Source organism: Halobacillus sp. AWM4_238, assembly GCF_056158265.1.
The window spans coordinates 776734-792598 of record NZ_JBSWSY010000002.1 but is presented as its reverse complement, the minus strand read 5'-3'; the positions used below and the strand labels follow the sequence as shown (position 1 = coordinate 792598).

Below are 15865 nucleotides of genomic sequence, written 5' to 3'. Positions count from 1 at the left end.
TCTTACCACCTTCTGTTTATATCATCGTCTTCTTGAGCAATCATTTCCGAAATTGACCCTGAAATCTCAACGTTATCAGGTGTGCAAAGAAATGTTTGTGTTCCGAGCTTTTGGATATCTCCACCTATAGCATATACTGTTCCGCTTAAAAAATCTACAATCCGTTTTGCCTGATGATGATCAACACGCTGCAAGTTAATCACAACGGCTCGGCGATTCACCAGCTGATCGGCAATATCTTGGGCTTCGTTGTAGCTGCTCGGCTCACTCAGTACCATTTTTGATGAAGATTTAGCACTCTTCAAACTTACTACATTGCCCTGCTCCTGCTTTTTTGTTGCGCGTTGCCGCTGCGCAGGGTCATCTTCATAATCATCTTCCACTTCTTCCTCAATGTACTCGTATTCATCATCCAACGTGAAAAACGAACGAAATTTATTCTTCATGCTCATTTTCATCACCTCTGATTTTATTTATTCACCGACAAGGCTGGAGCCAAGGCGGATATGTGTCGCTCCTTCTTCGATCGCCAGTGCATAGTCGTTGCTCATCCCCATGGATAAATACTCACAAGGGGCATGTCGATAACCTTTATCCCTTATTCGATCTCGAAGTGCTCTCAGTTGGCGGAATACGCCACGCAATTTCTCTTCGTCATCTGTATGTGGGGCCATCGTCATCAGTCCAAACACTTTAACATTTTCGTAGTGACTCAACACTTCTATAAAAGATTCAACTTCTGAAGCAGCTAACCCATGCTTGGATTCCTCTTCACTAATGTTGACCTGAATAAAACACGGAACTGGAGACGTGGCTCTTTTGTTTATTTCTTTAGCAAGTGATTTCCTGTCGAGGGAGTGAATCATGGAAACTTGTCCAATAATGTCCTTCACTTTTCTCGATTGCAATGTTCCAATAAAGTGCCAGGTTGCGTCATCGCCAATTTCTTCGTATTTTTCCAGGAGCCCTTCTTTCCGGTTTTCACCCAGATGTTTAATCCCTGCCTGTAGTGCTTCTTGTGCTCGTTCAGTGGAGACGTATTTCGTAACAGCTATCAGGGTGATTTCACTTTTTGAGCGTCCGCAATTTTTACAAGCTTGTTCAATTTGATTCTCGACTTTTGCTAAGTTATCTTCAACCGACATGTTAGAACTCCTTCCCGCTCATCAGTTTCGAAGCGCAATATACCCAAGCATACGCCCCGTACTTCCCTGATCGCGTCGGTGGGAATAAAACGTTTGGTCTTCCTCGTATGTACATAAATCAGTCATTTGTATATTGTCTTCCTTCAAGCCTTCTTCTATCATCATTCTACGATGAAGAACTTTCAGGTCTAATTGGTATTTCCCTTTTCCTTTAGTCATCACACATTCTTTTCTATAGTTATCAGGAATAAAACGGATGACATTGTCATCCACTTCATAATGTCTCATACCAATGGATGGACCGATGATGGCTTGTATGTTCCCGAGCTTACACCCTTTATCTTGCAGTGCCCGAATCATCTTTCCTGCCATCCCGTTTACGGTTCCCTTCCATCCAGCATGGGCAATTCCTACCCACCCTGATTCAGAATCAGAAAAATACAACGGGACACAGTCTGCATAAAATGCGCCAAGCACCATATTTTTTTCATTCGTGATCAATCCATCGACGTTCTGGATTGCTGTTTGTAAAGAAGTTGTACCAGCACCGGCATTCTCGAGATCCACAGAAGCGACCTCGGTACCATGAACCTGCTCGCCGATCACCCACCTGGAAAGTGGAATGCCGATTTCCTCAGCGAGCGCACGTCTATTTTTCAACACATCTTCCTTTTTATCGGATACATGGAGCCCCATGTTCAGCGTATCGAAAGGGGCTTCACTATGTCCGCCCTGACGTGTTGTCAATCCTGCAGTCACATTCTGGTGGGAATGAAAACAAGTCATCTGTCTAATGGAATGTGATTGGAAAGGTTCCATTTGAACACCACCTCAATTTCACTCCATTTTAACACATTTTTCATCCAATTTCTTCTCTTATTCCTCTGAATCTGTCTTTTGTACCGTAGATATGCTTTTATAGCCATTTTTTTTCACTAAAATGACATCAGCACCGATGTTGACAATTTGATCCCATGGAATTGTCATCTCTTCTTCTTTGCCGAAAAGTCCCATGGCTTTCCCTTTCATAGTGAGGACAAGTCCCTTAAGCCTTCCTCTTTGTGTATCGATATCAAGGTCACTTATATAGCCCAGGCGTTCTCCTGTTTCCATCGCAATGACGTCTTTCAATTGTAGTTCAGTGATTTTCATTTTCTCCTCACTCTCCTTACTCCCACTATATGCATAGAATCAACAAATTAGAAAACAGACAAAAAGGATTCCAGCCATTTATTATAACCATGTAAAAGGATCTGGGAGGATTCTGTAAGACTGGATTTCGAGACTTTTGTGCGTGTGGATTGGGGCTGCGGGGAATGACTCGCTTTCCGCGGGAGCGCGGTGAGCCTCCTCGGACTTCGTCCTGTGGGGTCTCACCATGCACTTTTTTCCCGCAGGAGTCTCCCCATTCCCCTCCGCCCCTTTGCCATGGAAGATTCTCGAAATCACTTCTGGAACAATCAGCTTGTATGATTGAAGAAAGTGGATCATATAACCTGTACCATGGAGACATTCAGAACGTAAAAACTCGGTTCAGGGCGCTCATGCCTGATGAGAAGGAAAGAGTGTATTCCAATACCTCGTCGTTGAAGGCCCATTGCGCTCTAATACCATGCATGCGTATTCGGATTAGAGACATCCTCCACTTTACTTGTAGATAAAACAGCTTCTCCTGGAAGTAGTTTCGAGATCCTCTTATGGTCAAGGGGCGGAGGGAAACGGTGAGACTCCTATGGGACGTGTGGGACAGGTGAGACCCCGGAGGGCGTAGCCTGAGGAGGCTCACCGCCCGCCCCATGGAAAGCGAACCTTTTCCCGGAGCCCCTAAACTCACCAAAACATCTCGAAACTGTGTCTTCCACAATCGGGAGCGTTTATGGGAGACTGTTAAGGAATTAAAAAAAGCTTCTGCGTGGGCAGAAGCTTAGGGTTCATTGGAACATGGATGAATTCATTTCTTTAATGGCCGCTTTTTCTAGACGCGACACTTGAGCTTGGGAAATTCCGATTTCTTCAGCAACTTCCATTTGTGTTTTCCCTTGGAAGAAGCGCTTCGTCAAAATCATTTTCTCCCGATCGTTCAGTTTCTTCATACCTTCTCGGAGCGATAGTTCATCAAGCCAGACTGAATCTTTTTCCCTGTCATCTTTCAACTGATCGACAACGAAAATCGGATCACCACCGTCATTGTAAATCGGTTCAAAAAGGGATACGGGATCTTGTATGGCATCCATCGCAAAGACTACATCTTCGTGCGGGACTCCCATTCGTTCTGCAATTTCATGAGGAGCCGGATCTTTACTCGTCTCACTGATCATTTTCTCTCGCATCTGCAAGGCTTTATAAGCAGTATCTCGTAAAGACCTCGAAACACGTATCGGGTTGTTGTCTCTTAAGTACCTGCGAATTTCACCAATGATCATGGGTACAGCGTAAGTAGAAAATTTAACATTGTGGCTTAAATCAAAATTATCAATGGATTTCATGAGACCGATGCATCCAACCTGGAATAGATCGTCTCCATACTCTCCGCGATTGTTAAAACGCTGGATAACAGATAGGACTAGGCGAAGGTTGCCGTTTACCAACTGCTCTCTTGCCTCTAACTCTCCACTTTGCAAGCGTTCAAACAGGTCTCTCATTTCTGCATTTTTCAGTACCGGAAGTTTTGATGTATCTACGCCGCATATCTCTACTTTATGTCGTGTCAATGTAAGACCCTCCCAGGAAGCTGTAATCAGTCCTCAGTATCTCCCTGGGTAGGAAAATTATGCATCAATGGGTCTTCGGCTTCTATACCATTTTGTCGAATTCACGTTGCAGACGTCGGATGATTTTCTTCTCAAGCCTTGATATATATGACTGGGAGATCCCCATCATGTCCGCTACATCTTTTTGCGTTTTTTCTTTTTTTCCGATCAATCCGAAACGGAGTTCCATGATTTGCTTTTCGCGATCATTCAACTGTTCAAGGGCTGATTTCAATAGCTTTTTATCAATTTTCTTTTCGATGCCCTTCGTAATCAAATCTTCGTCTGTACCTAAAATATCAGATAGTAAAAGTTCGTTGCCATCCCAGTCCACATTCAACGGTTCATCAAAAGATACTTCTGTTTTCAACTTATTGCTCTTCCTGAGGTGCATGAGTATTTCATTCTCTATACAACGGGAAGCGTAAGTCGCCAGTTTGATTTTCTTTTCAGGATCGAACGTGTTTACGGCCTTGATTAGTCCGATTGTTCCGATACTAATTAAATCTTCTATGTTTAACCCCGTGTTTTCAAACTTCCTGGCGATATAAACGACAAGTCTTAAGTTCCGCTCAATGAGCATCGCACGTGCCGCCTTATCCCCTTTTGGAAGAAGTTCAAGCAATTCTCTCTCTTCTTCTCTCGATAACGGTGGCGGCAGAGCTTCACTCCCACCAATGTAATAAATCTCGTCCTGTTTGATTCCGAGTTTCATGAGTAATCGATAATACCACAGCCGCGCTTTAAAGAACCATCTAAACATGGAATCCTCCTCCTGAAATCACGCTGATTTGCCTTTGACCATTAAATGCGGATGGATGAGCAGTTGGTAGAGTCGATCGTGTGTTAAATCCTGTTGCTGCACCCCCAAGAGGGGAGCTTTCATTTCCAAATCTCCATTTTCCGTTTTAACCGTAATTTTATCTACCATTAACGTCACAAGTAACTGTCCTGTAACACCTGCGGCCTGGTAAGGAACAAGCCTTACAGAGGACTGAATATCTTCAGGTAAATCAGCTAAAGCTGTAACCACATGATCCACTTCTAACTGCTGAAACTGCTCTTTTGAAAAGAATTGTTCCCATAAAAAAGAATCGGCGAGAAACACCATTTTCCTGCTGACGGGATCTACAAGCTGGTTTCCGCTATCCACTAAACCCTTGCAATGAGCGCTTTTGCCATTCCATTCAACTGTCACATCATAAATATCCTCAAGCTTCATCTTGTGGACACTGACTTGATTCAAACGCCATTTTGTAAATATAAAAGAGCAGGGAAAACCTATGACTACAAACAACCAACTGACCGGGTCTCCATAACCACCACTAAATGTAACGATTGATCCCCCTTGTAAGCTGATCTCTGTCGCTAGAAAATAATGAACCCCCATCATGCTTCCACCGATGGCGAAGGTAATAAAATAAAAACTGATCCACTGGACAAAAAATGCACGGAGAGAGGTGTAAGAAAAGGCCACCCAGATGATGAACATCGAAAAGAAGATTTTCCCGAAGCTACCTACTATCCAGGCGTCTGGCATATAAATGGTAATCGGGACGATCGTAGAGGCGACAAATGCCCCAGAGATCATTCTGATTTTCGATGATTTCGCTCTCGTTATCCCCTGCGTAAGCGATAAGATCATGCCATCCATCAAAAGGTTGAGCAACCAGACAGCATCAAGATAAATAATCCTCTCTCCCCTCCTCTTTATCTGCTGTACTGAAAAGTATAAGCCCGTCCGGATGAAAAGTCTGTCACAATCTGAACCACTCGCTAGCAAGTTTTGTAGAAGGATGGAAAGCTCCCCCTTCTCCTTTAACGCTCCCTTTAGTTGAAGACTCAATTTCGAGATGTTCCCGGGGTTCGTTGCCTGGTTGAGCGTCAGGGGTGGCTGGGAAGCAACTCGCTTTCCTGTGGGGGAGTGGCGAGCTTCCTCGGACTGCGTCCTGCGGGATCTCGCCTATCTCCTTCTCCCACGGGAGTCTCGCAGCTTCCCAACCACCCCTTTCATAGTAAGGAGAAACGAACCCCTATACCTAGAGGGAGTGTCTCCCATTACCCCTCCTAAGGCAGGCATAAAGCGCTCTGTATCAAGCTTATAGATTCTGAATGCCTGTTTGTGGAGAGGTTATATGATCCACTTTCCTCAGTCTCTCAGTCATTCAAGCTGATTGTTCCAGAAGTGATTTCGAGAATCTTCCATGGCAAAGGTGCGGAGGGAATGGCGAGACTCCTATCTTAAGTGTGCAGGCGCCTCGATCAGCGGCGTATGGACTGGACTGAGCTGGCGGAGATAAAGGTAAACACGAGGAACGGCGTGATTTGATGTTGACTTATCGTACAGAAGCGAGGGGAGTCTCACTAGCCGCTAGGCGCCGGAACCGGATCTAAGAGGAAGAGAGTGCTTGGTGAGACGCCACAGGACGCAGTCCGAGGAGGCTCACCGCGCTCCCGCGAAAAGCGAGCTATTCCCCGCAGCCCCGATCCACTTACACATACATCTCGAAATCAAGTCTTCAACAATCCTGCCATAATCTTGAATAATTATTGAGGAGAAGAGGGAAATGGTGGTCTGAGGAAAGAAAAACCCGCCACACGGGATGTGTGGCGGGTTGGGAAGGCTGTTTTACCTGCGACGGTTGCGGTTACGCAAGAACGTCGGGATATCAAGAGTGTCTTCTTCTTGATTCGGTTTGTTTTGTGGTTGCGGTGGAGCTTGACGACGAGGAGGCTGTTCTTCCCGTACGTTACGCTCTGGCTGTTGTTGCTCTACTGGTTTTTGCTGGTTCACAGTTGGGCGTTTTTTCTGCTGCCCTTGAGCAATTTGTGCTTCATCGAAACCTGTTGCGATCACGGTAACAACAATTTCGTCTTTCAGGTTTTCGTTGATTACAGAACCGAAGATGACGTTTACTTCCTGGTCGGCTGCAGACGTTACAATATCAGCGGCTTCCTGAACTTCGTATAGGCTCAAGTTGGCACCACCACTGATATTCATGAGAACGCCGTGTGCGCCGTCGATGGACGTTTCAAGTAATGGTGAGGAGATCGCTTTCTTAGCAGCTTCAGCTGCACGATTTTCTCCTGTCGCAATACCGATTCCCATGAGGGCGGATCCTTTGTCGACCATGATTGTTTTTACGTCGGCAAAGTCAACGTTAATCAATCCTGGTACGGCAATTAGATCAGAAATTCCTTGTACACCTTGACGAAGGACGTTATCCGCTTCGCGGAACGCTTCAAGCATTGGTGTATTCTTATCTACAATTTCAAGCAAACGGTCGTTCGGAATGACGATCAGTGTATCAACTGCGCCTTTAAGGCTTTCAGTACCACCGCTCGCTTGTGTAGAACGCTTACGTCCTTCAAATGTGAATGGACGAGTAACCACACCTACCGTAAGAGCGCCTAGCTCTTTGGCGACTTGGGCGATAACAGGAGCTGCTCCCGTACCTGTTCCGCCTCCCATTCCAGCTGTTACGAAGACCATATCTGCGCCTTGGAGGGCTTCTTCGATTTGTTCTTTGCTTTCTTCCGCGGCTTTACGACCGACTTCCGGATTTGCACCTGCACCAAGTCCGCGCGTCAATTTTCCACCGATTTGCATCTTCACTTCTGCTTTTGAAAGATTAAGCGCTTGTGCATCCGTATTGACGGCGATAAATTCGACGCCTTGGACACCGTGCTCAATCATACGGTTAACGGCGTTGCTTCCGCCGCCACCTACTCCGATTACTTTAATCGTTGCTAGTTGGTCCATGCTTGTATCAAAATCTAACATCTTACGTTCCTCCTAATACACGAGATTACAAGATTTATTGGTTCGTCTGTCCCTTGACCGACTCAAACTTGTTCATTAATCAAAGAAATACTTCAAGAGATTACTGAAACCTGATTCTTTTTTCTTCTCTGGTTTCTCTGTTTCTTCTTTCGGTTGTTGCTTTGTCGCACGTTTTTGCTTTTTAGGTTGAGGCTTTTCTTGAATTTCTTCAGTTACAGATGGAAAGATCTCTTTTCCTTGTATTTTCGCATTACGATAGGCGAATTGCAAGATACCCACTCCACTCGTGAACTGCGGTTCTCTTACTCCGATGTAATCCGGAATCGCCAGTCTTACATTTGCGTGGAACACATCCTGCGCTAACTCAAGAACGCCAGGCATGTTCATCGTACCTCCGGTCAGTACAAACCCTCCTGGAAGTTCACGGACACCCATGCGCTGAATTTCCTGGGCAGCAAAGACAAAAATTTCTTCTAGTCTAGCTTCAATCATATCAGAGATTTGCAATTGATTGAATGCCTGTTGACGATTACTTCCAATAATCGTCACAGAAAAATTTTCCTCTTCATTCGCGTCATCAAAAAATGCATGACCGTGTTCCATTTTCACCTGCTCTGCTTCTTCTGTAGAAGTCCTCAAGCCGATCGACAAATCTTTTGTTAAATTGTCTCCACCAAATGGAATCATGCTCGTTCCTTTTAAGTGGCCTTCCTCGAATACCGAAATCGTCGTAGATCCTCCGCCGACATCGATAAGCGCTACGCCTAGATTCGTTTCATCACCGGATAACGAGACAGTCCCAGAAGCTAGCGGTTGCAGACAAACATCCAACACTTCCAACCCTGCTCGTTCTACACACTTCAATGTATTATGTAAAACGGTTTTGGCACAGGTAATAATCATACCTTCCATTTCAAGACGTACCCCAATCATTCCTCTTGGGTCAGTGATTTCATCCTGACCATCTACGATGAACTGACGAGGAATCACATCAATGATCTCTCTTTCTGGTGGTACAGAAACCACCTGAGCAGCATCGATTACGCGGGTAATGTCTTCGTTGCCAATTTCCCTGCTCTCACTGGAAACGGCAACAACACCATGACACGGCTGCAATTGAATGTGGTTTCCATTCACACCAACCACGACACGGTCAATTTTCATATCCACCATGCGCTCGGCCTGTTCAACCGCTGAACGGATGGAATGGACGGTTTGGTCAATATCTACAATCGCGCCTTTCTTCATGCCGTTCGATTTTGCTGTACCTACCCCAATAATATTGAGGTTATCATTCATAATTTCTCCTATGATCACTTTGATTCGACTTGTGCCTATATCTAAACTTACTAAAATTTCATTTTGATTCACCAGTGACGCACCTCCTGTAGCAAGCCATATAAGTAGTTCAAAGCATATCGAATTCACGCTTGAAATACAATCTTTGAAATACAAACGTAAATGAAATGATATATTCCAAGGGGGGTTCCCTAGAAATGAGAGAGGAAAAACTCGTTCCTATGTTGTTTTCCACAGTGTTTCGTGAATTTCCTCTTAATTACGCTTATTTTTTTCTGAATTTCGTTAGCAATTTCTGGTCGATGACGATTCTTCTGACGATCGCCAGGTTTCTGAACAACCGGACACCAAAGGCAAAAACAGCTGCAAGATAGAGATCCACGCCTAATTGAACTCCGAGAAAGGCTAGTAATGCAGCGAGTGTAATGTTGAAAAAGAAACCTGTCATAAAGACGGTATCATCGAACGTCTTCTCTAACTGTGCCCGGATCCCGCCAAGAAGCGTATCAAAAGCGGCGAGCACAGCAATGGATAAATAATCGGAATAAGCATCAGGGATACGAATATCCGTTAAGATGCCCAGGGTCACACCGATGATCAGAAATAAAAGGGGTAACCACAAATTAACCACCAGCTTCTTCTAAAATTTCTAAATGGAGCGGATCATCGTACATGGGAAGGACCAATTGTTCTTTCACTTCAAAAGCGATCTCCATATTATCGATGTTAAATATATCCTGGGTAGGACTTGCTTTCATGTAGTCCTGTAATCGTTCAGGATCATCAGCCAGCACCTTGATTGTCAGCGGAAGCGAACCGATCGGCCGGTTATTCACATAAGTCGATCCATTGACATCCCTTACTGGAGAAAGGTTGGTGAATCGTTCATTTCCTATGCTTATATCTTCGGCTCCGTATGTGTTCAGTTCATTTAAAAGCCGACTGAGTAGATGGGGGGAGACGCTCGGATACTCCTGACCGACCGCCCCTTCATCAAAAATAGGACGGATGGTCATTTCCACCCCTGCCCCCTTCTTTTTCTGGAGTCCTATTTTTTTCTCCAATGCCTCAATCGATTTTTTTAATGTCTCCACTTGTTCGCGTGAGGATTGCTTATCATAATTCTCAATCGTCTGATCCGCCGAAGCAATCTTCTCCAGGAGATCCTGTTGATGTTCCTGCTGAGTCTTAAGGTCTTCCCGCACTTCCCATACGTCTCTTGTATCCCTTATCGAAGTTTCATGGGAAGTGGTCTGAAACTGTACCGCGACCATAAATCCAATCAATAGAAAAATGGTGGATAGCAGCCACTGTGTTTTTCGCTTCATGTTGATCACCCTTCGGAGGATAGCCTGGCCTTCATTTCCAACTGATTCATTTTCGAAAACTCCACATCAACATTTTCAATGAGAAGCTGATCGACGACCCCTCTGGTCAAGTTGAGGCTTGAATAGAGAACCTCCGGGTCCCCGATGGCAGAAATGACGAATGGAGCCGGATGTTGTATACCGTCCACGGTGATGACCGGACCTGTACAGGCAATATAACTATCCCTCATATACCGCTGTCCATTGATAGCAATGGCTTTAGCACCAGCACTGAGCAACTCATTGATGACGCTGTGTATATGACTTTCATGAACAATGTAGTCATTCACCTGATCTTCATCAGGAATATATTCCGAATCACTCAGAACAACTTCTACGCCTTTGCCCTCAATCGGCACCTCACCATTTAGCATCTGGAGCTTCTTTTTACGTTGTACAAAGTCCGCTACCACCTGTTCACGATCTGCCATCTCATTCTCGAAGTCTTGAATGGTATGACGTTTTTCTTTTAACTCATCCCGCAGCTGTTTGTTCCTTTTTTCCATGTCCAATAGTTGTTGTTGGTAAAAATATTCTTTCTCCCATTGTGAATCATTTAGTTGCACCATCTGTGGAGAGCTCTTTGTCATTTGATAACTATAGCTGACAAGGAAACCCGAAATGAGAAGAACAAGAGATAAGATAATCGATTTTCCTTTAAGTCTCTTCATCCGTGTTCTCCTCTTCTTCACCCGCTCCTGCTTCATCCGGGGACTCTTCTTCTCCCGATTCAGGATACTCTTCAAAATAGGCCCCTACATCGATATGTATGATCCCTTCAGCTCCTTCATCAAGCTGTGCAACGATGGAAGGGTAAGCCGGCATTTTTTCGGCAAAGCTGCGGATCGAGGCCTGCACCTGATACCCATCATTCATGTAAAGCAGGATTTGGTATGGATTCCCGTCACGAGGGTCCCAATGGATTTCCGAAATAAGACTGCTTACACTGGAAGGCAAATCCTTCAATTCTTGGGAAATTTCCTTCAAGTATGTTGCCTTATTGAATCCGGCAAGGATGGGAGCATCTCCTCCTGGAAGAGCGGTTTGTCCATCCAAACGGGATCCATCTTCTAAAATGGCATGAAAGGCACCATCCTGTTTGACGTAACCAATTCTTTCCGCTTCCTCCACTTCAATCTGAACATTGTTTGGGAAGGACCGGTCGATGGAAGCAAAGGTGATTTCTTGATGCGACTCGATCTGCTGTTTCATCTCTTCTTCATCGACTCTCCAATAATTCGTGGATGTTGTGACTCCGGCAAGCTCGATAATTTCTTCCTCAGATACGTGGTACTCACCTTCCACAACTATATGACGAACATTACTGAGTGGCGACTGGAGATAGATGACCGTCGCAATCAGCAAAAATAGAATAGTCAAATACAGAATCAACCGACGATTGGCTTTCTTGCGTCTCGTCTGTTTCAATTTAGGTATGCGATCTTCTATGGAAACCACTTTTCTCTCTTCCATAACGGGCATTTCTCCTTATTGCTAGACACCCTTTTTCGCTGTTTGTCCTAGCTGTTTGAAAGAATGATGTTCCTCTGATAGATGCAGATTTTCCTCTACAACTATATACTTCCCATTATATCACAAAAAGAGGGTGAGAAATTGATAGAGTTTTACTAGTTTCCTATCAATTTTATTACAGGAAAAACCGCATTTCGATGGGGTCCAAGTGAATTCGCTAAAATCGTTTACCCATTCTTCATCCAAGGTAAACTTCTCTTAAGAATTTCTTCATTATTTGCAGGCCTTCAACACCCGCTCCGTATTTTTGAAGACTTATTTTCTAGACTTTTTCTATAGGTGGTTCCGTGCGGCAAAGGGGGACTCCCTTTCGGCAGACCTCTTCATATGATAAACGAGACAGTCCTGGGGCTCATTCCAGCCTCGACGAAGGATGCTAAATGCTGAATCGTCCTGATCGACCAGAATGATCTATAGGTAAAAAAATAAACCAGGATAAATAGGCAAAACAAAAAGACCATGGAATCCATGGCCTTTTATTTTGTAGAGAATCGGCTGACGCTGAGCAGCAATCCGAGAGATGCGAGTGTCAAAGTCAGCGATGATCCTCCGTAGCTGACTAGCGGAAGAGTAATCCCTGTGACTGGAATCAGCCCTGTGACTACACTGATATTAATCATAACTTGAATACTAATCATCCCCACAATACCAAGAGCGAGCAATGACCCGAAGAGGTCCGGTGCAAGCAAACTGGCTCGGATCCCGCGCCACAAAAGGATAAAGAAGAGGCTGAGAACGAGTAATCCCCCAAGGAATCCTAATTCTTCTGCAAGGACGGCAAATATAAAGTCCGTCTGAGGCTCAGGCAAGTAGAAGAATTTTTGCATACTGTTCCCGAGTCCTAACCCCATTAAGCCACCAGGACCGATTGCATATAAGGACTGAATGATCTGAAATCCTGCTCCTAATGGATCTTCCCAAGGATGCAGGAACGCGGTGATCCTTTTTATCCGATAAGGAGCAGAAGCAATCAATCCAACCATGCCCGCTGCTCCAGCGCCGGCAATCCACATAAAGTGACTGATACGCGCACCGGCTGTAAACAACATGACAAGGCATGTCCCTACCATGACGACGCCTGTCCCTAAATCGGGCTGAAGCATAATGAGAGCGAATGGGAACAAAATCAGTGCCAGAGCTGGCAGGAAGCCTTGCTGGAAGGAGTTCATGAATTTTTGGCGTTCGGATAAAAAGCGCGCAAGGAATAAGATCAAACCAAGTTTCATAAATTCGGAAGGCTGGATGCTGAACATCCCTACCCCTATCCAGCTTCGTGCTCCTCCACGGACCATACCGACACCTGGAATGAGCACGAGCACGAGAAATACTAGGCAGATAATCATAATCATCTTGGAATGTCCATGCCATACATAGTACGGGATTCTTGATAATACAACCATCGCAATCAGACCAGCGGTAGCAAAAAGAATCTGTCTTTTAGCATAAAACCACGGATCATCAAATTTATATTCGGACCAGATGCTTGATGAACTGTAGACCATGACGATCCCAATGATCAAGATCCCGAGTATGGCAGCAACCAACCATAGATCCGGCTTTTTTTCATCCATAAAAAAAGCCCTACCTCCCATCTAAGTGGAAAACAGGGCTTAAGCTTGTCGCACTAAGCCCTTATTAGAGCTTATGCACAGCTTGGATAAACATGTGGCCTCTTTCTTCAAAAGTACGATACTGATCCCAGCTCGCACAAGCTGGTGAAAGCAGGATAACATCATCTTCCTCAGAGTATTGATACGCCTGATCAACCGCTTCCTGCATCGTTTCTACTTTGCTGACTTCCTGGATACCAGCTTTCTGAGCAGTTTCATTCAACTGATCAGCCGTTTCTCCGAACACGACCATGGCTTTGACGCCTTTCATGTAAGGGATCAGTGATTCAAAACTCGTCCCCCGGTCGAGACCGCCTGCGAGGAGGATGACTGGATTTTCGAATGATTTCAATGCATAGGATGTGGCTAAAATGTTAGTTGCTTTAGAATCATTGTAAAATAAACGGTCATTCTTTTTCGTCACAAACTGCAGACGGTGTTCAACTCCGGCAAAGGTTGTCAATACATTGACAATCGCTTCGTTCCGGATTCCGTTCACTTTCACTGCTGCCACGGCAGCCAGGATGTTCTGCAGGTTTTGTTCTCCTACTAAAACGATGTCCTGCTTTTTCATAATCGGTTCATCTTCAAAATAAATGAACGTATCATCAGCCCAGGCGCCCTCGCCTTCTTTTTGAATGGAGAAGGGAACACGTTTCGCTTTCACATCGGGTAAAAACTTGGCGATCCTTTCATCATCCGCATTGTAGACCAACGTATCATCAGCCGTTTGATTCGCGGTTATTTTTGCTTTGGCCTGATGATAGTTTTCCAATGTGTGGTGATAATCAAGGTGGGCTTCATATAGATTGAGCCATACTGCGATTTCCGGATGGAATTTTTCTGTTCCCAGCAGCTGGAAAGAGGACAGTTCAGTCACCATCGTTTCATCCGCCTCCGTACTTCTTGCCACTTCACAAGAGACATGTCCGATATTTCCAGCTAGTGAAACCTTTTGATGATCGGCTTGAATCATTTCATGAATCAATGTCGTCGTTGTCGTCTTTCCGTTTGAACCAGTAACCGCTACGAGTGGCCCCTCATGAAGAAAACTAGCCAGTTCCACTTCGGTAACAACCGGAATCCTGCGTTTTTCTGCTTCAGCTACAATGGGGTTCTCATAAGGGATGCCTGGATTTTTGACGAGATATTCAACGTCATCCAATACAGAAAGCGGGTGTCCTCCTGTTATGACCTCCGCCCCTTTTTCCACCAGCTTACGCACGCCTGGATCATTTTGATCGGCTTTCAGATCATTGATTCGCACATGGATGCCACTGTCTAAGAATAGCTCAGCAGCTGCTGTGCCGCTTTTGGCAAGTCCAAGGACAAGGACTTGTTTGTATGGAAAGTTTGTTAATGTTTTCATCCGAACATCACCTCAATATAAATACCGATCACAGCAAAGACAAGTCCTACAGCCCAGAATGTCGTCACGACACGCCATTCAGACCAGCCCTTCAATTCATAATGGTGATGAAGTGGACTCATTTTAAATACGCGTTTTCCTGTCGTTTTGAAAGAGATGACCTGAATGATGACAGACAGGGTCTCAAGGACGAACACACCACCGATAATGACAAGAATAAGTTCAAGTTTCGTTAAGATGGCGATGATGGCGATCGCTCCACCTAGCGCCAGCGATCCAGTATCTCCCATGAAGACTTTCGCGGGGTGAGCGTTGAACACAAGAAAACCGAGCAAGGCTCCGACAATAGCCAGAGAGAAGATGGTAATTTCAACGTTCATCTGGCCTGTCCACGCTAAAATAGCGAAAGCACCAAATGCGATGGCCGCAGTACCAGCAAGCAGTCCATCAAGTCCATCGGTCAGATTCACTGCATTGGAAGCACCGACGAGCATAAACAAGATGAGTAAAGCGTAACCCCAGCCAAGATCGATTTCAAAGGTTGTGCCAGGAATACTGATATACGTCGGGAAATCCGAATTTCTAAGAATAAAATAAACGACGAGGGCAATGACAATCTGCCCGAGCATTTTCTGCTTCGACGTGAGCCCCAGGTTTCTTTTCATAGCTACTTTAATGTAATCATCTAGGAACCCTAGCAGTCCATAGCCGACTAAAACAAATAACACGAGGAACAGTTGTGTGTTCCCAGTGTCCGGGGTGAACCAAATGGATGCAAGGATGGTAGTGATGACCACAGCTACAATGATCATCACCCCTCCCATCGTTGGGGTTCCGGATTTTTTCTGGTGGGATTCAGGGCCCTCATCCCTAATAGCCTGACCGAACTTCAACCTTCTCAAAAAAGGGATGATCATCGGCGAGATCACAACAGTGATTGCGAATGAAATAGCCATAGTGATTAGTAGTATGTATTCGTTCATGTATAGTTCTCCTCCTTCTCCATCG

The 15865-nt window shown here is 45.0% G+C and carries 16 protein-coding genes; all 16 read right to left on the bottom strand.

The genetic code is table 11. The features are described 5' to 3' along the window. Positions 1 to 2 precede the first annotated feature (2 nt). Positions 3 to 452, bottom strand: a complete 450-nt coding sequence (locus tag ACXACN_RS04110) for a cell division protein SepF (protein ID WP_474962536.1) — start codon at positions 450 to 452, stop codon at positions 3 to 5. Positions 453 to 473: 21 nt separating this feature from the next. Further along, positions 474 to 1145 (bottom strand): YggS family pyridoxal phosphate-dependent enzyme, encoded by a 672-nt coding sequence (locus ACXACN_RS04105; protein WP_474962534.1) that lies wholly within the window; start codon positions 1143 to 1145, stop codon positions 474 to 476. A 21-nt stretch (positions 1146 to 1166) separates the two neighbouring features. Continuing rightward, positions 1167 to 1964: a peptidoglycan editing factor PgeF gene (gene pgeF, locus ACXACN_RS04100; protein WP_474962532.1), complete on the bottom strand. Its 798-nt coding sequence runs from the start codon at positions 1962 to 1964 to the stop codon at positions 1167 to 1169. A 57-nt stretch (positions 1965 to 2021) separates the two neighbouring features. Continuing rightward, on the bottom strand, positions 2022 to 2297 hold the full coding sequence (locus tag ACXACN_RS04095; protein ID WP_474962530.1) for a YlmC/YmxH family sporulation protein: 276 nt from the start codon (positions 2295 to 2297) through the stop codon (positions 2022 to 2024). Between the two features lie 779 nt (positions 2298 to 3076). Further along, a complete protein-coding gene (sigG, locus tag ACXACN_RS04090) occupies positions 3077 to 3856 on the bottom strand; it encodes an RNA polymerase sporulation sigma factor SigG (RefSeq protein ID WP_226589198.1) in 780 nt (259 codons plus the stop codon). An 82-nt stretch (positions 3857 to 3938) separates the two neighbouring features. Continuing rightward, complete coding sequence (sigE, locus tag ACXACN_RS04085) at positions 3939 to 4658, bottom strand: RNA polymerase sporulation sigma factor SigE (protein WP_474962529.1); 720 nt, start codon at positions 4656 to 4658, stop codon at positions 3939 to 3941. Between the two features lie 18 nt (positions 4659 to 4676). Continuing rightward, positions 4677 to 5741 (bottom strand): sigma-E processing peptidase SpoIIGA, encoded by a 1065-nt coding sequence (spoIIGA, locus tag ACXACN_RS04080; protein ID WP_474962527.1) that lies wholly within the window; start codon positions 5739 to 5741, stop codon positions 4677 to 4679. A 783-nt stretch (positions 5742 to 6524) separates the two neighbouring features. After that, entirely contained in the window at positions 6525 to 7679 is a 1155-nt protein-coding gene (gene ftsZ / locus ACXACN_RS04075) for a cell division protein FtsZ (RefSeq protein WP_474962526.1), read from the bottom strand. Between the two features lie 75 nt (positions 7680 to 7754). Continuing rightward, entirely contained in the window at positions 7755 to 9050 is a 1296-nt protein-coding gene (ftsA, locus tag ACXACN_RS04070; RefSeq protein WP_474962525.1) for a cell division protein FtsA, read from the bottom strand. A 193-nt stretch (positions 9051 to 9243) separates the two neighbouring features. Continuing rightward, complete coding sequence (locus ACXACN_RS04065) at positions 9244 to 9600, bottom strand: small basic family protein (RefSeq protein ID WP_474966796.1); 357 nt, start codon at positions 9598 to 9600, stop codon at positions 9244 to 9246. Position 9601: 1 nt separating this feature from the next. Then, a complete protein-coding gene (locus ACXACN_RS04060; protein WP_474962523.1) occupies positions 9602 to 10306 on the bottom strand; it encodes a DUF881 domain-containing protein in 705 nt (234 codons plus the stop codon). Between the two features lie 5 nt (positions 10307 to 10311). After that, positions 10312 to 11016 (bottom strand): DUF881 domain-containing protein, encoded by a 705-nt coding sequence (locus ACXACN_RS04055; RefSeq protein ID WP_474962522.1) that lies wholly within the window; start codon positions 11014 to 11016, stop codon positions 10312 to 10314. Beyond that, positions 11003 to 11818 (bottom strand): cell division protein FtsQ/DivIB, encoded by an 816-nt coding sequence (locus tag ACXACN_RS04050; protein WP_474962521.1) that lies wholly within the window; start codon positions 11816 to 11818, stop codon positions 11003 to 11005. Before ACXACN_RS04050 ends, ACXACN_RS04055 begins: the two co-directional genes overlap by 14 nt. 536 nt (positions 11819 to 12354) lie before the next feature. Then, entirely contained in the window at positions 12355 to 13449 is a 1095-nt protein-coding gene (gene spoVE, locus ACXACN_RS04045) for a stage V sporulation protein E (protein ID WP_474962519.1), read from the bottom strand. 64 nt (positions 13450 to 13513) lie between these two features. After that, entirely contained in the window at positions 13514 to 14857 is a 1344-nt protein-coding gene (gene murD / locus ACXACN_RS04040) for a UDP-N-acetylmuramoyl-L-alanine--D-glutamate ligase (RefSeq protein WP_474962518.1), read from the bottom strand. After that, positions 14854 to 15840, bottom strand: a complete 987-nt coding sequence (mraY, locus tag ACXACN_RS04035; RefSeq protein ID WP_474962517.1) for a phospho-N-acetylmuramoyl-pentapeptide-transferase — start codon at positions 15838 to 15840, stop codon at positions 14854 to 14856. Before mraY ends, murD begins: the two co-directional genes overlap by 4 nt. Positions 15841 to 15865: the final 25 nt, after the last annotated feature.